General features: G+C 52.5%; 8 protein-coding genes. 4 read left to right on the top strand and 4 right to left on the bottom strand.

The annotated features are described in order from the left end of the window. The first annotated feature begins 229 nt into the window (after window positions 1–229). The 3 genes from ABD920_RS22415 (at window position 230) to ABD920_RS22405 (ending at window position 9135) form a co-directional block, all read left to right on the top strand. Window positions 230–1972 carry a phytanoyl-CoA dioxygenase family protein gene (locus ABD920_RS22415; RefSeq protein ID WP_345162548.1) on the top strand — a complete coding sequence of 581 codons (1743 nt, stop codon included), beginning with the start codon at window positions 230–232 and terminating at the stop codon, window positions 1970–1972. 70 nt (window positions 1973–2042) lie between these two features. After that, window positions 2043–7889 carry a carboxypeptidase-like regulatory domain-containing protein gene (locus ABD920_RS22410; protein WP_345162546.1) on the top strand — a complete coding sequence of 1949 codons (5847 nt, stop codon included), beginning with the start codon at window positions 2043–2045 and terminating at the stop codon, window positions 7887–7889. Between the two features lie 142 nt (window positions 7890–8031). Beyond that, complete coding sequence (locus ABD920_RS22405; protein WP_345162544.1) at window positions 8032–9135, top strand: Fic family protein; 1104 nt, start codon at window positions 8032–8034, stop codon at window positions 9133–9135. Window positions 9136–9542: 407 nt separating this feature from the next. On the opposite strand, the gene creD is transcribed toward ABD920_RS22405, so the two are convergent. Further along, the gene (gene creD, locus ABD920_RS22400; RefSeq protein WP_345162542.1) at window positions 9543–10730 is read right to left on the bottom strand and encodes a cell envelope integrity protein CreD; all 1188 of its coding nucleotides are present in this window, start codon (window positions 10728–10730) and stop codon (window positions 9543–9545) included. Between the two features lie 803 nt (window positions 10731–11533). Next, entirely contained in the window at window positions 11534–13987 is a 2454-nt protein-coding gene (locus ABD920_RS22395) for a TonB-dependent receptor domain-containing protein (RefSeq protein WP_345162540.1), read from the bottom strand. Between the two features lie 225 nt (window positions 13988–14212). On the opposite strand from ABD920_RS22395, the gene ABD920_RS22390 reads away from it, so the two are divergent. Further along, window positions 14213–14380, top strand: coding sequence for a hypothetical protein (locus tag ABD920_RS22390; protein ID WP_345162538.1), 168 nt, complete (start codon window positions 14213–14215; stop codon window positions 14378–14380). 142 nt (window positions 14381–14522) lie between these two features. Here ABD920_RS22390 and ABD920_RS22385 read toward each other — a convergent pair whose 3' ends face one another. Beyond that, window positions 14523–14969: a DUF1572 family protein gene (locus ABD920_RS22385; RefSeq protein ID WP_345162536.1), complete on the bottom strand. Its 447-nt coding sequence runs from the start codon at window positions 14967–14969 to the stop codon at window positions 14523–14525. 193 nt (window positions 14970–15162) lie between these two features. Then, on the bottom strand, window positions 15163–15861 hold the full coding sequence (locus ABD920_RS22380; protein ID WP_345162534.1) for a hypothetical protein: 699 nt from the start codon (window positions 15859–15861) through the stop codon (window positions 15163–15165). Window positions 15862–16083: the final 222 nt, after the last annotated feature.

The following is a 16083-nucleotide window of genomic DNA, read 5'->3' as shown; positions in this document are numbered from 1 at the left end:
CCTGGGTGGCTTGTCAGGAACATGCGTTGTTTGAAACGAAACAGGCTTTTAAAGTACAATTATTCTTCATAATTCATACTTGTTTAGCTTGTTTTTATTTTATTTAGGGGTGATAAGTGAAGAGGCCGGTTTTAACCTTGTTCCTGCTTTTACTATAGGATTAGAAGTTGCTTCCATAAACGTCACAGAATCATATTTTTATCTAAAATAAACACTGAAGTCCTGCTCCATGCCTGTAAACCGGAATGCCCTCATTCGTTACCGCACCCTCGATAACTGCCTGCGCAACAAGTACCGGAAATGGACACTGGAGGACCTGATTGATGCCTGTTCCGATGCCTTGTATGAGTATGAGGGCATTGACAAAGGCGTCAGCCGGCGCACGGTGCAAATGGATCTGCAGCTTATGCGCAGCGACAAGCTGGGCTACAATGCGCCTATCGTTGTGCTTGACAAAAAGTACTATGCCTACGAGGACCCAGACTACTCCATCACCAACATCCCACTCACTGAGCAGGACCTGGGGAAGCTGACGGAGGTGGCGGGAATCCTGCGGCAGTTCAAGGGTTTCACGCACTTTCACGAGCTCAGCGGTATGGTGCAGCGCCTGGAGGATCGCATCCATACGGCCAAAACAAAGCAGCCACCGGTGATTGATCTGGAGAAGAACGATAACCTGAAGGGCCTGGAGCACATCGATGCTCTTTATCAAGCCATCATCAAGAAAAGGCCTGTGCAGCTGACCTACCAGTCTTTCAAGGCGCGGGAGGCACATGCCTTTACGTTTCACCCGTACTTTCTGAAGGAATACCGCAACCGCTGGTTTGTGCTGGGCATCAAAAAGAAAAATCAGCCCGTGCTGGTGCTGGCCCTTGACCGTATCCTGGAAGTAGGGGAGTCCCATGAGGCCTTTCTGGAAAACACTACGCTGAACCTTGCCGACTACTTTAAGCATGTACTGGGCGTCTCGGTGAATCCGCACGAGGGCCCCGAGGAAGTGGACTTGTACATCAACAGGGAAAACGCACCTTATGTGCTGACAAAGCCCCTGCACCATTCGCAGCAACTGGTGGAGAAGACCAGCAACGGTATCATTATCCGGCTGCACGTGCAGCTAAACTTTGAGCTGGAACGGGAAATTATGGGCTTCGGGGACTGCATCAAAGTGCTGAAGCCGCATAAGTTGAAACGCCGCATACACGATAAGATGCGCAACGCTGCCGAGCAGTATGAAAAGGAGCTGAACCTGACGGAGCTGGAACACAGCATCACGAAAGTGAAGCGCCGGGGCTATGCCGTGCTGGAAAACATGTACACCAGCAAGGAAGTGGGCAAAATACTCTCTACTATCACCCGGGCCACAGAAGACCAGGAGCGTTTCCGGAGAACGGATGCCCTCTTTGCCATTCGCGGTCTTTTGCAGGAGCTTGCCAACCTGAAGCACCTCCTCTTCAACAGCAACCTGTGCACGCTGATCCGGGAAGGCCTCGGTGCGGATTACTTCCTGACGAAGGCTGTTTATTTTGATAAGCCGCCCAGGTCGAACTGGTACGTGACCTGGCACCAGGACGTGCCGATCAACGTGAAGGAGAAGGTGGAGACGGAAGGTTTCCGTGGCTGGACAAACAAGGCCGGGCTGGTGAGCGTGCGTCCGCCGGTGGAGTACCTGCAAAGCGCCTTTACGCTGCGCATCCACCTCGATGACACCGACGAGCAGAACGGGGCGCTGAAGGTGATACCGAAGACGCACTTCAGCATTCTTTCAGATGAGGAGATAGCCGAAATAAGAGAAACAACAGAGGGCAAATGCTGCAAAGTACAGAAGGGCGGAGTGCACCTGATGAAACCCCTGACACTGCATGCCTCTTCTAAAACAGAGAATAACAAGCACCGCCGGGTCATTCACCTGGAGTTCAACAACAAAGAACTTCCCGGGGAGTTAGAGTGGCTGGAGCGGGAGGAGATTGTGTGAGCTTAATCTGCAGCAGCTTAAAGAATATTAATATATTAATTTGTATATTATTGGTTCATTAGGCTGTGCTATGCTCAAACTGTTCCTTTCCCTTTTGGCGCTTATCTCTTTTTGTACCGGTGCTGTGCAGGGCCAGGACAAGCTGAAAAATGCCCAAACCCGAAGCCCCTATACCTACATCTATAAAGTAAGCAACAAAGAAGCGTTCAAAATTTATAAGAAAGGAACTCAGGCAGTAGAAGTCTCCCGATTTCACGCACCCACCGACTCCTTCACAGTAAAGGAGGGCCTTCAAAAACAGCTTCCCCAGGGGCACTATCTCTTCATGCACAGCGCCGGCCCCGAGCTGGTGTACAACCTGAGGACCTACTCCCCAATATTCGTGAAGCTGCTGCAGGTAAAACCGGCTCTAGCCGTGCTGGTGCATGACAGCCTGGGGAACAACATAGTAAATGCGGAGGTGCGGCTGAAAGGAAGAAAGGCTGCTTACGACCCTGCGACACAAACATACCGGCTGAAGCGAACGCCCCGGAAAGGTTTACTTTCCGTTTCTTTGAATGGGTTTACGCTTTTCGAAAAACTGGAAAAAGAAGAGGAGTATACGTACGACCAAAGCTTTATAAGCAAGATAACCAGCGCCCCACCTATCCGGTTCATCTGGCGCCCTTTTTACGATGTCTATAATTCCGTTCGATGGCACGGCCCGCAGGGCTGGGTAAGACGTGTTTTTTCCTTGTTTGATTCCCGGTACCGTCGTTCGTTCAGCTCAAAGTACAGGGGCTACCTGGTCACCAACAAACCTATGTACCAGCCAGGCGACACCGTCAGGTATAAAGCTTTTGTAGTGGAAGAGGACGGGGAGCCTGTGAAAGAAAAAGTTACCCTGCAGTTAAGTGGCTACGATGATCAGACAAAGAGCCTGGGAGAGGTGCAGCCTTTCCGGGAAGGGGCCTACGAAGGCTACTTTGTGCTGCATGACTCCTTAAAGTTGGTACTGGACAAGAGCTATACCCTTGCACTCCTTCAGCCAGGGAAAAAAGAGAAGCAGTACATCAGCGGGAGCTTCCACTACGAAGATTATGAACTGAAGGAGAATACCTATACCCTGGCCTTAAAATACAAGGAGCACCAGGCAGGACAGGAGAACAGTTTGATGCTTCGCGGCACGAACGCAAACGGGCTTAATCTGCTGGATGCCCGGGTGGAGGTGGCCCTCCTTACCAAAAACGTAGTGAAAAGCGAAGCACCCGTCCTTTTTATACCCGACACCCTTTGGGTGCACCAACAGCCGTTGGATGCGGTGGGCGAGACTGTCATCTCCATTCCGGACACTGTTTTCCCGAAGGCTTCTGTCGACTATACGGTAACAGCCGCTTTCCTGAACGCCAGCAATGAACGAAGCAGCAAAACAGAGAATGCCAGCTACCACTACACAAAAGGCCGTTTAAAGCTCTCCCTGCAGGAGGACAGCCTCCTGGTGCAGTACCTCGAAAATGGGAAAGCAGTACCGAAAGAAGCCAGGGTAAGCGCCTACAACGGGGACTACGACGACCTGTTTTCAACGCGTGTGCAGCTACCCACCTGTGTTCCACTGAATGCTTATGCTGCAGGTTATGAGGTGACAGCGGGTGAACTGGATGCTGATGTATACCTGCCTGAAGAAGAAGAGGCTTTGGTGGCCCTTCAGGCTTCCCGGGTAAGTGATTCCCTGTTCTTTTCACTCCAGAACCGAAGGCGGCTGCCCTACTGGTATTTTGTATACCGCGGTGAGAAAATGGTGGCGCGGGGGCAGGGACATGAAAACAGCTTCTTTTTCCGGCAGCCGGCAAAAGGGGAGAAGCCGTATTTTGTTGCTGTTCACTATATGTGGGCAGGGGAAATGCATCAGTTAAAAGAGGATGCGCCCCACCGAAAACACATGCTGACGATAGACCTGCAGGAGCCAGCTGTTGTTTACCCGGGGCAGCAGGCCAGCATGCTTGTAAAGGTAAGAAATGCAGCAGGCAAGGCCGTGCCGGGCGTGGACCTGACAGCTTATGCGCTCACTTCTAAATTCAAAAGCCAGGGCGTACCCAATCTTCCATCCTGGGACAGGTACAAACAACAGAAGGCTAACCGGAGGCTGGAGATAGAGGGTGGTGGCGTGAGCGGAGAAAAAATGATGGACTGGGATTACTGGGGGCGCCGCATGGGCCTGGACAGCATGGCCTATTATAACTTCCTTTTCCCCGAGGATGGCTTGTTTACGGATTATGCCACCGTCAGAGACAGCATCACCCAGGTTTCTCCCTTTGTAGTGGATGCAGGTAAAATTTTGCCGGTGCATGTGGTGTACCTGGACGAAGTGCCGGTGTATTTTTCTAAAACCGATATACTGCCTGCCTATGCCTTTGCAGCTGATAGCGGCTACCACACCATCAAGCTCAGAACATCCAATAAACTGGTGACGCTCGACAGTGTTTACCTGCAGCCCAAACGCAAGCTCGTTGTCAGCGCAGACATTACGGCCGCCGATAATCCCTTTGCCCGTGAGGCTGAGAAAAACAAGCTATCGGCCGCTGAACAGCACAACCTGTACCGCTACCTCTTTTATGTAGAGCAGCAGGACAGGGAAAGTACGGCTTACCTGAAGCAGGGGAACCGTGTTCATTTGCTCGTGAGAAACAACTATAACAGGCTGCCGCATTATTTCCAGCGAGGCCAGAGCCTCCTGGCGGGCCCTTTCAGCCCTTCCTGGATGCAGTATGTGCGGTTGAACGGTTTCACGACCAACTTCATGATGGAGCCGGCCTACAGCTACCATTTTGCCCCTGATTTGCTGAAGATGCGCGAAGGAAAGCTGCCAGACAAAAAGATTTTCATCCGAAGTTGGGAAAAGTGGCAGCAATCGGAACTGCTGCATCAGGAAGCCTTAGCAGACAGGAAAATACATGAAAACTGGGAAGCCGCGCAGTACGAGCGCCTGCTGGGCCGGGTGTATGCCGCCAACGCCAGTCATGAAGGAGAAAAAGGCACCGGAAGGATAGGGTGGGATCTGCCGGATTCGGTGAGGCAACAGGTAAAGCTGGTGCTGCTGCATGAAGTGGGCTACCCTGATTCTCTTTTGATCTACCCCAGGGAGAGCAGCGTGTTATACAACCTGAAGCCTGCTGCCTATACCTTAACCCTGGTGTTCTTGAATAGTGACTTTGCCACAACAAATGTAGCGGTGAAGCCGAACGGGCAGACGCAGGTCTTTTTCAGGTCATCGGACAGAGCGGCCTCTTCAGCAGCAGGAGAATACCTGCTTCAGCTTGTGGAGGCGCGCGTGGAACAGCAAAGGAAGGCCGACAAAGACAAGGAGCAGGAGCAACAGCAAATGCACCAAATGACACAGGAAGCGATCTTTACCTATACAGACGGCTCGGAGCAGTACAGCCATTTGGTGACCGGTGTGGTAACGGAGAATGAAACAGGCTCTCCCTTACCAGGCGTAACGGTTGTGTTAAAAGGCACTAAAACAGGAGCTGTGACAGATGCCGGAGGCAACTACAGAATTTATGTACCGACGGACGGCGTGCTGGTCTTTGGCTTCATTGGTTTTGTGCCGCGGGAGGAAAACGTCAATGGAAGAAAGACAGTCAGTCCAGCGCTGGAACCTGACATGAAGCAACTCCAGGAAGTGGTTGTGACCGGTTATGCCCAACATGAAAGCAAAACAGTCGCATATGCAACTGTGTCCGTGTTGAGCGGTAAGGCAGCAGGAGTTGTGGTGCGTGGCGCTGCCACGATGAATGCCGAAAGTGCGAAGCCGCTGCTGATAGTAGACGGTGTTCCGTATAGCGGCAACCAAAGCGACATTGAAAACATCCTTTCCACAAAAGCTTTAAAGGGGGATGAAGCCACGGCTTTGTATGGCGCAGTAGGAGCGGCAGGAGTCATTATCATCACAACAAAAAAGGGAGGAGGGCTACTGGCATCTGCTGCAGGGACTGATGCACTGCTGCAAAACACGGAAGCCCTTTCCATTCGGAACAACTTTTCGGATTATGCTATCTGGCAGCCGCGCCTGAGAACAAATAATCAGGGAGAGGCAAGTTTCAACGTTACTTTTCCGGATGATGTGACCAGTTGGAATACCTATGTGCTGGGCATGGATGACAAAAAGCACAGTGGCCTCTACAGCGGTAACATCAAATCGTTTAAAGCCATCATGGCCACCCTGCACCTGCCACGGTTCCTGGTAGAAGGGGACAAGGCGCATATCATAGGCAAAGCTTCCAGTTACCTGCCGGACTCTTCCATGGTGAACACCAAGTTCGAAGTGGGAGGGAAACCGGTGAAGGAAGAGAAAAAGCTATTGAACAGAAGTTTTACGGATACCTTGCACATCAACGCTCCTGCTGTGGCACCAGACTCAGTGGAGGTACAGTACAGCCTACAGCAGGAAAATGGGTTCACAGATGGCGAAAGGCGCTATGTTCCTGTTTATCCGAAAGGAGTGGAAGAAACAACGGGGCAGTTCCTGGCACTCTCCACCGACACAACCTTTACGCTTACTTTTGATCCGGCGAAGGGGCCGGTACGGCTGCATGCACAGGGAGACCTGGTGCAGGTAATGCTGGATGAAATCGACTATCTGCACAAATATGAATACTGGTGCAGCGAGCAGGCCGCCTCTAAGCTGATCGCCTTGCTTTTAGAGAAGCGCATCCGGGCAAAGCTAGGGCAGCCCTTTGCGCATGACCGGATGGTGCGGAAGCTGATACGCCACCTGGAGAAGACACAGCTGAAGGAGGGCGCCTGGGCCTGGTGGCAAAGCGGACCGGCTTATGCCTGGATTACCAACCATGTCATAGAAGCCCTGGTGATGGCTAAAAAGGAAAGCTATCCTGTTCGGTATGAAGGACAGAAACTAGTCGACTACATGGTTAACCTGCTGGAGAGAGGAGACTTTGAAGATAAACTTACCTCACTTGAAATACTGTTTAAGCTTCAGGTTGATATTGATTTTGCCCGCTATGTGAAGGAGCTTGAAAAGAACCGGAAACAGACGCTGGAAGAGAAACTGCGCCTGATGCGCATGCGGCAGCACCTTCAGCTTCCGGTACAGCTGGACACACTGCAGCGCTATAAGAAGGAAACTATGCTGGGTGGCATCTTTTGGGGAGAGGAGAAGCATAGCCTTTTCAACAACAACATCTCCAATACCTTGCTTGCCTACGAAATACTCCGTGCGGCAGAGAGCAATGCGCAGGAGCTTTCTCAAATACAGGCTTACCTGTTAAACGAGCGCCGCGCCGGGCACTGGCGCAATACTTATGAGTCAGCGCGTGTGCTGGAGACTTTACTGCCGGAGCTGCTCCGGGATACACCCGGTACGGCTAACCTGCCTACGAACAGCTTAACCTTTTCAGGACCAGTAAATTTTGAGAGCAAAGCCACCGTGACAGATACTGTCTTTGCGGCGACCCGACCGCTGGTGGTAAAAAAGCAGGGTAGACTCCCGCTGTATTTCACTGCTTACCAGAGCACCTGGAACAAATTGCCACAGCCGGTAGAGAAAGCGTTTACGGTGAGCAGCTCCCTGAAAGGGATAAAAGGAAAAAATGTGTTACAGGCCGGCACACCAGTAGAGATGGAAGTGGAGGTGGAAGTAAAAGCGGATGCCGACTATGTGATGATAGAAGTGCCGGTTCCCGCCAGTTGTTCCTATGATACAAAAGGTGGAAGAGGACCTTACGAAGTGCATCGGGAATACTACCGGGATAAAGTGAGCATCTTCTGTGACAGGCTTCCAAAAGGGAAACACACGTTCACCCTAAAGCTTTTGCCCCGCTACACAGGTTCCTACACCCTCAACCCTGCAAGGGCGGGGTTGATGTACTTCCCTACCTTTTTTGGCAGAAACGGGATGAAGCAGGTCCTGGTGAGGTAACCCTTCAGGAACTAAGTCAAATAATATGATGCCGGTTAACATTTTCTGCCTTAGCGCACTAAAGTTTATATGAGCCGATTAAATTTTTTATTCGGCTCATATTTATTATATATTTGAGCCATATAAGCATTGTATTCGGCTCATGATCTACAATTGGCAACAACCCGACTGGCCTGAATTCAAGTATGATGTAAGCGAAGTAGAAGATATGCTTTTCGAGTTCGCAGAGCTGACAGGCCATGTCAGTGGGATGTTGAAGGCCCTGCCTGAAGCAGCCCAGTTGGAAGCTGTGATTGACATGATGGTGGCTGAAGCTATCAAAACGTCAGAAATTGAAGGCGAGTACCTTAGCCGCCAGGATGTTGTTTCATCTATTCGCAATAACCTCGGCCTTAACCAGACCCCTGAAGCCACAGAAGATAAAATGGCGCAAGGGGCGGGGGAACTGATGGCCGATGCCCGTAAAACCTATGCGGATGCCTTGACAGCGGAAAAGCTCTTCCAACGGCACACGATGCTATTAAAAGAGCAGAGACAAATCAATTCTGGCGTGTGGCGCAGCCATGAGGAACCGATGCAGGTTGTTTCAGGCGCGCTTGGCAAGGAAAAGGTGCATTTTGAGGCTCCTCCTTCTTCCCGCTTACCTAATGAAATGAACAGGTTCATTCAATGGTTCAACCGTACAGCACCTGGAGGAGGCAATGCGATCAAGAAAGCCCCTGTCAGGTCGGCGGTCGCACATTTATATTTCGAGACCCTTCACCCGTTTGAAGATGGCAATGGCAGAATCGGACGTGCTATAGCAGAAAAAGCTTTGTCGCAAACTCTGGGCCGTCCGGTGTTGCTTAGCCTCTCCAGCACAATAGAGGCAGATAAAAAGGCGTATTACAATGCCCTGGAGCAGGCCCAGAAAAGCAACGATATCACGTCCTGGGTCATATACTTTGTCAGTGTTATTCTAACCTCACAGCAACAGGCTATCAGCCTTGTCGATTTCATTCTGAAGAAATCCAAGTTCTTTGACCGGTTCAACAACGCACTGAATGAACGGCAAATAAAGGCTGCCAGAAGGATGCTTGACGCAGGACCAGAGGTTTTTGAGGGAGGTATGAATGCACGAAAATATATAGCCATCACCAAAGCCTCCAAGGCGACTGCAACAAGAGATTTGCAGCATCTTCTGGAACTGGGAGCGTTCATCCAGGAAGGTGGCGGTCGGAGTACCCGCTATAGGTTAAATATTTAACCTTTAAAGGTGCTTTTTTTGCTACTGGGTAGTACTCACCTTGAGCTGTTTGCCTGCTTAAGCTAATAAAAAGATACTTCTTGTTGAAGGTGTTCTTCTTTTTATACTTTAGTTAAGACACAGCAGTAGGAAGCAAGAGCTTCTTGAGAAAAAAAGAATCACTGCGTTGCTTTACCTCAGGCAGTAGCCAATGCCCCTCCTCTACAGGCTCTCCTGTTAAATATAACAGCCTTCCTTGTTAGCAGCCTATGAGTCGCTCTATGCCGGACAAGTTTTACGGCTCGGCATCACGCTCAGGGGCGTCTGTCTAGAACCAGGCCCACAGAACAGACTTTTGATTCGCAAGCCCAGTGTCTAATAAGACATTTTGCAGGCACTAACCTCTTGCATTGCCATGGCCAGCCGGTCTATGCTGCCTTGCTCTCGAGATTTAAATTATACCAATCAATTTTGCGGGAGAAATACATCACAAGCCCCAGGATAATAAAGATACCCACGCTTCCAATTAACAAGGCATAGTCCTGCAGTTGAATGATCACAAAAATGAAAGTGTACAGTACGGTCAAAATCCCGGAGATCAGCATGGTCAGCTTTGGGGACCTTCGGATTGCGCGAATATAGCCTGCAATGAGCAGAAGGGTCGAAACGGCTAATACAATGAATGCGAGATTAAATTTCAGGTGCTCTGAAATGGAAAGCAGGAGTGTGTAGAAAATTACTAAGGCCATTCCCACGAGGATGTACTGGATCGGGTGAATGAAGATTTTGTTGAGCACCTCGACAAAGAAGAACGCCAAAAAGGTGAACCCGATAAACAGGATGGCGTACCGGATTGACCTGTAGGATTTCTGGTAATTGTCAACCGGAAGAAGCAAGTCAATCCCGAAGGAGGAATCGCTGATGGAGTGGCGGTCACTGGTCCAAATCTGGGGGAAGTTTCTGTTCAGGTGTAGCACGTTCCATTCTGCCTCAAAGCCTTTTTCTGTCACCTCTCTCTCATCAGGGAGGAATGCACCGTTGAAACTCGGGTTAGGCCATTCGGAAGCCAAACGAATATTAGTCACCTTTCCTACCGGAGTAAAGTATAACAGCTGGCTTCCTTTGAGGTCTAGACGCAGACTGAAACTGTACGAGGTGCTGCCGTTGGGGTCCAAGCGAACCAGGCCGTTGATCCCGCTCTTCACAACGTCGTTTGACGAAACCCCGGGATTGAACGAGATCTTTTCCCTGTTCCACGTCAGGTCCACCTGCTCTTCTATTTCCCTGAGGTCATCCATGCCGACGACGAACTCTGCTTTATCAAACAGAATATTACGCGGCTGTACGTCAACTGCCGCAAGGTCAATTTTGCTGAACGACCCTGAGATCTCAAGCGGGGAATTGTAGACTACGATTTCGTAAATGCCCCTGCTCCTTTTTTCAGGAGTGATGTTTCCTGAATTGTTGAGTTGTGTCGGCAGAACATGGAGATACTCTTTTATTTGAACAATTTTCTCTGTTGAGTCTCTTTTGGAGATTTCCCTGACGTATCTGTAATAGGGTATAGAGATGAAGGGCCCTGAAATTGTCTGCTCTTCTCGCCATTTGGAGCTCACTTCTTTGATAGCTTGATCCTGTGTCAGCTCTCTAGAATGAGATCTTCGATCATAGAGGTTGGAATGAGCAACAGCAGTCTGATGATTACGACCGTCCCTATTTTAAAGTAAATATTGCTTTTCAATGGTTGCATACTTTCCTGCCGCTTGTCGTTTTAAATCCGGCTATGACCACTGCATTTACGCCGCTGTTCCGTCCAGCCAGCCTGAGCAAAACCGGGCGGCTGAAACAACGGCGGTGTCTTTTTGCGGGAAAATACCTTTTGGCCATGACAGGGTCTTGTGTTTCGGATCCAGGTCCAACGGCTCACTCCGGCGCCGTGCGGCGTTTGCAAGGGAACGGTTCAGCGGCCCGCCCTTCTGCCTTAGAAGGTAGCGCTCCTGTGTTTCTTATCTAAGCGCCCGTTTGTTTTTTTCTTCTTTTGAAGTGCCTGGGTGGAGGGGGTCAGAAGCAGCAGGCGCCATGGACCCGGCAGAAGCGGTGCATTCGCCCTTCCTTCGCCGGCTTTTGCCCGGAAGAAGGCGGCAGGAACATGCTCGAAAGAGGTGCCCGTACGTGGAACGACCTTTGTAGACGCTCAGCGGGAGCCGCTCAGCTCTGATGCTACCGCGCTTCCTGTCCTTCCCCTGCATTGATTTACAGGCAGGCAAAAGCAGATTTCAAATCCATAAGCCGCGGCGTGACGAGCATTGACCGGCAGATGCGGGTCCGGCAGCACTCCCACTGGGACCGCGGGGGGACCACGCCTCACGTATTCCCGTGGGAGTGCGGAACGAGTGATACCCTTAACCAATTGCCGTTCTTAGTTTGTTGTTCCTCCCGTGCTTTCGCCGCTCTTCAGGTCATCGTTTTTGATGCCGCGCCGGGTGCGCTTGATGTCCGCTTTCAGCTTGCCGAACTTGTAACTGAAGCCAAGGCTGATGCGGCGTTGCACATTGCGGTTTTCGCTGCGCTGGTAAAAATTCTGGTCGCTGAGCTCGCTGTAGTAGGTAAAGTACTTGTTCAGCGGGCTCTGCACCGAGAGGCTGATGTTGGCTTTCTCATCCTTCAGAAAGCTTTTGCTCACCGAAATGCCGTTCCAGAACTGCCCCGACGACTCGCCCTGCAGCAGCACGCGGGGGGCATAGTAGCCCACGTTCACGCTGGCGCGCCAGTTCTTCTCAAACCTGTAGCTGGCGTTGCTGAACATATAGCCGCTCACGCCACTGTTGCTGATGTCACGTCCGTTTATGTTGCCGCTCAGGTCGCTGTAGGAGAGGGAGCCGTTCGTGTTCAGGCTGAGCTTCTCGAACAAGGTGGCGTTGCCGCCCAGCGAGAGGGTGGTGGTGCCGTTCCGGCCGATGTTGCCAAACGTCGTGCTGCTCACCGAGTCTGCCGGGTTAAAAGTGGTGTAGCTCTGGATGGCGTTGTTGGTGAAGGCGTGCGTGAGGGTGCTGTTCAACGAGTTGCTGCCTTTGAAGAAGCTGTGCCCCAGGCTGAATACGTGGCTGGTGGCCGCCTCCAGGTTCGGGTTTCCGAAGGAGATGGTTTTTTCGTTTGTCCGGTTCACATAGGGGTTCAGGTACCACAGGCCGGGGCGCTCGATGCGCTGCGTGTACGAGGCCTTGAGAGTCGCCATGTTTTTGAGCGTCCGGGTCAGGGTCACGTTCGGAATCAGGTTCAGGTAGTCCTGCTCGGCCACCGACCCGGACGATTTGAAGTTGGCGTTTACCACCGTCTGCTCCAGGCGCGTGCCCAGGCGCAGCCCCCACTCCTCGAAGCGCAGGCTGGCGGAGGTGTACGCGGCGTATATGTCCTGGCTGTAATCGAACTCGTTGCTCAGGGCCGGCACTTCCACATACATGCCCGTTTCAGGGTTATAGTTGCGGTAGAAATAGTCGCTGCCGCTTTCGCGCAGGATGGTTTTGACGCCGGCCTCCAGCGTGTGCTTCTTGACCGGGTGCACGTAGTCGGCCTGGTAGGTCTGCTCCACCGACTTTCCGTCGTTGAGGGTGCGGGTCTCCTCCGGGCCTACATAGTTCAGAATCGGGTTAAAGAGCAGGTCAGATTCGCTTCCGTTCTGCTCGCTGCCCAGCTTGTAAGAGAGCGTGAGCAGCTGGTTTTTGTCGCGTTTAAACGTGTGCTGGTAATCAAGGCCGGCCTCATAGTTATACCAATGGCCCGCTGAAGGGCTGTTGCGTTCGTAGGCCTGCGTCCGGTCGCCCTCGCTGCTCAGTTCCTCCACCGTCTGGAGGGCCGTGGACTCAAAATCGTTCCCGTTCAGGCTGAACTTGGCCGCGAGCAGGTTCAGGGTGTCGATCTCATAGCTCAGCTCACCGCTTACATAGCTAAAGTAGCCTTCGCTCTTGCCGCTGCCCTCCTGCACCATCCTCGCCCCGGTGTTTTGGTTCACGCGCTCAAACAGGGAAGTATAGCTGGGGCTGGTGAATTTGTTCGTCCCTCCGTAGGCTGAGAGGCCGAACTTGCCCATTTTGGCTGTTACGTTGGCGGAGCCGGACCTGCTGTCGGGAAGGCTCTGCGAGAGATAGATGCTGCCGTTGTAACCGTTCTGGGGTGCGTCGTGGGTGATGACGTTGATGATGCCGCCGATGCCCTCCGCGTCGTACTTGGCGGGCGGGTCCGTAATCACCTCTATGCGCTTGATGGTAGAGGCGGGCATGCTGCGGAACACGTCTTTCGGGTTGCGGGCGAACAGGGTGGAGGCCCTGCCGTTCACCAACACCTTAAAGCTGCCGCTGCCGTTCAACTGGATGTTCTCCTCCGCGTCGAGGCTCAGCATCGGCACTTTGCGCAGCATGTCGAGCGCTGTCAGCGTCTTGCTTTCCGGGTCGAACTCCACGTTGTAGCTGATTTTGTCAATGTCCTGGGTGATGAGCATCTTCTCGGCTGTTACCTCCACTTCCCGCAACTGCTCCGCCGAGCTGACCAGGCTAAGCTGGCCCAGGTCTGCCACGGGGTGGGAAGCATTCAATGCGGGCAATTCATTCGAGAAGGGCCTATATCCCACAAAGGTCAGGATGAGTTTGTACTGGCCGAGCGGCAGGCCCGCGATTTCGAATTTTCCGTCGCTTTGCGTAAAAGTTGTTTTGACAGGCTCGTCTTTATCGGGCGCACTTACCACCACGGTCACGTAGCCGAGGGGCTTCTGATTGGCTGAGTCTACCACCGTGCCTTTGATGGTGCCGGTTGCGGGGCTCTGGGCCCATGAGAAAGAGCTGAATAGCAGGCACAGCGCCAGCAGCAGAGGTTGTTTCATGGCTATAGGTCAGGTTAAGAATGAGCACGCATACTGTTCGGCTTGGCACAGGCGGCGCCTATGCACTCTCTTTCAGCCCTGCACCCTTCTCCTTTGCACCTCAGGCGGCCCTGCCTGTCTCTACCCTGAAAGCCCTATGGTTGATGGCAAACGCGGTCATGCCCGGTTTACCCGGGCAATATAACAAAACCACACTAACTATAGCTTATAGTTGGTGTAACTTTATTGTCTAAACACAAAGAGGGCCTGGCGCTGGGGCACCCGTGGCTCTCCCTGCATTTGAGGGGCTCAAACTGCTTTGCCTCCTCTGCCCGGCGGTGCCTGCTCCGTTGCTGGGCGTGGCACTACGATATGCGCTGGGCCATGTGGAAGTTCTGGAGCAGGAAAGTGTAGGTTATTAAGTAACCCCTGTTTCACTTACTGGCATAGTTCACTAAAAAAGCAGAATATTAAAACTGAAAGGGGGAAGAGTGGGGGAACGTCTGTTCTGTTCACCAGGAAAGTCTGTAGACCAGCTGGCTGGCTGCAAGCGGCCTTATGTATCCAGCAGCCTTCTATGATAATTTATTTGTCCCAGGTGATAGGTTAAATGAGTGGCCAAATGGACTAACAGGTGCTGGGTGGACGTCATTTCCTCAAACACTAAAACAGGGTATTCACTCGCCAAATCACTTTCATCCAGTCTGTCAAGGGATGCATGGATGACCCGAACGGTGTCTTCAATCTTGTTGAGCAGGTCTTCCCGGGGAACATTCCTTGATGAGAACTCCAATGCTCTGTTTCTGACGTAGTCGGATTTGCCGATTTCCTTGCCTATGTAAGTGTTCAGGTTGCCCACTAAGTGCAGGCAGAGGTTCCCTGCCGAATTGGCAATGTGCCCTTCAACCCTCCAAAGGTTTTCCTCCTTCTCATAGAGTTCGATCTCGTTTCGCAGCTTGTTCAGATCTCTGGTGAATAATGCTTTCAGGGTTTCAATCAACATCAGGCTTCTCTTTTGTCCTTCAAATACGGTGATGGCATCGCTGTGTGTCAAACTGTTGTCCCGGAGCAACCCGGCAACCCCCATGCCAGTTCCAAGCGAGGGTTTTAACGCCCCCAGCTTGTTCTTATCGTCTCGTCCTGCTATAGGCGATCGAAACCAAGGAAGCGGCTGTAGGGGGCTGCGCCTGCCCCGTTCACGACAGCAGCCACGCCATCGCCTCTTCCTCGGTGGCAAAGCTCCCGAAGGCCAAGGCCGGCTCCAGCTCCTGTATGAGCTCAGCGGAGAGCCTGGCGGACCTTTCCTCGCGCCCTGGGTCCGGGGTGGCGACGCGGGCCACCCTCTCCAGCGGGCTGCCCTGCAGCTCCAGGCAGAAATCGATGAGAAGCGTCCTGTGCGCCTCCTCGCCCACCTCCACCACGGACTTGCTGGCATCCAGCAGCAGGTTCCTCACCTCGTACTGCCTGACGCTCTCCACGATAAGCCCCAGGCAGTGGCGCACCTCTTCCAGGGCGAACTGCCTGATGTCCGGCAGCCCTGCGCTCAGGATGTCCGTCGCGGGGGCATAGTTGATGACGATTACCTCACTGCTGATGATCATGGCTGGGTTTTCTATTTGGCGGTTAAAATACAAAATAATCTTGAATACACAATGGATACACCCGCTCAAATGGCTGTCATCGGCGGGCTCGGGATTACCTCCTAAGGCAGAGGGGAAGGGGAACGATGGCCTGTTTGCGCTGCGGAGCGTCGTCGGTCGTCTTAGTGGCCCCTCGGTATACTGGCCATGAGAGTAGCTGCCCGGAAATCGTTTCCCCTGCCAGCGCGTTATTTCCCTAGGCCAGGCGTTGAAGCCGGCCCTTCCCCGCATGCCGAGCGGGGCAGGCCATTGCACGGCTTTATGAGTTACACCCACAGACACAATCAACATGACAAAAGACCGGGCTTACTGCCGAGGCAAAATCAGCGCCAGCTCGAAAAGCTTGCCAAAAAGGAGGATTCCCTCTCCAGAGCCACTGAAGGGAGGACGGCACGCTTGACCTGGAGAAGCTCTCCGATGCCGATGCTGTGCGCCTGAAGATCATGTTTGCGGATGTCGACGAGCTGGAGGCCGGGG

Source organism: Pontibacter saemangeumensis (genome assembly GCF_039541895.1).
In the GTDB taxonomy this organism is placed as follows: Bacteria; Bacteroidota; Bacteroidia; order Cytophagales; family Hymenobacteraceae; genus Pontibacter; species Pontibacter saemangeumensis.
This window is presented reverse-complemented; position numbering and strand designations above follow the sequence as displayed.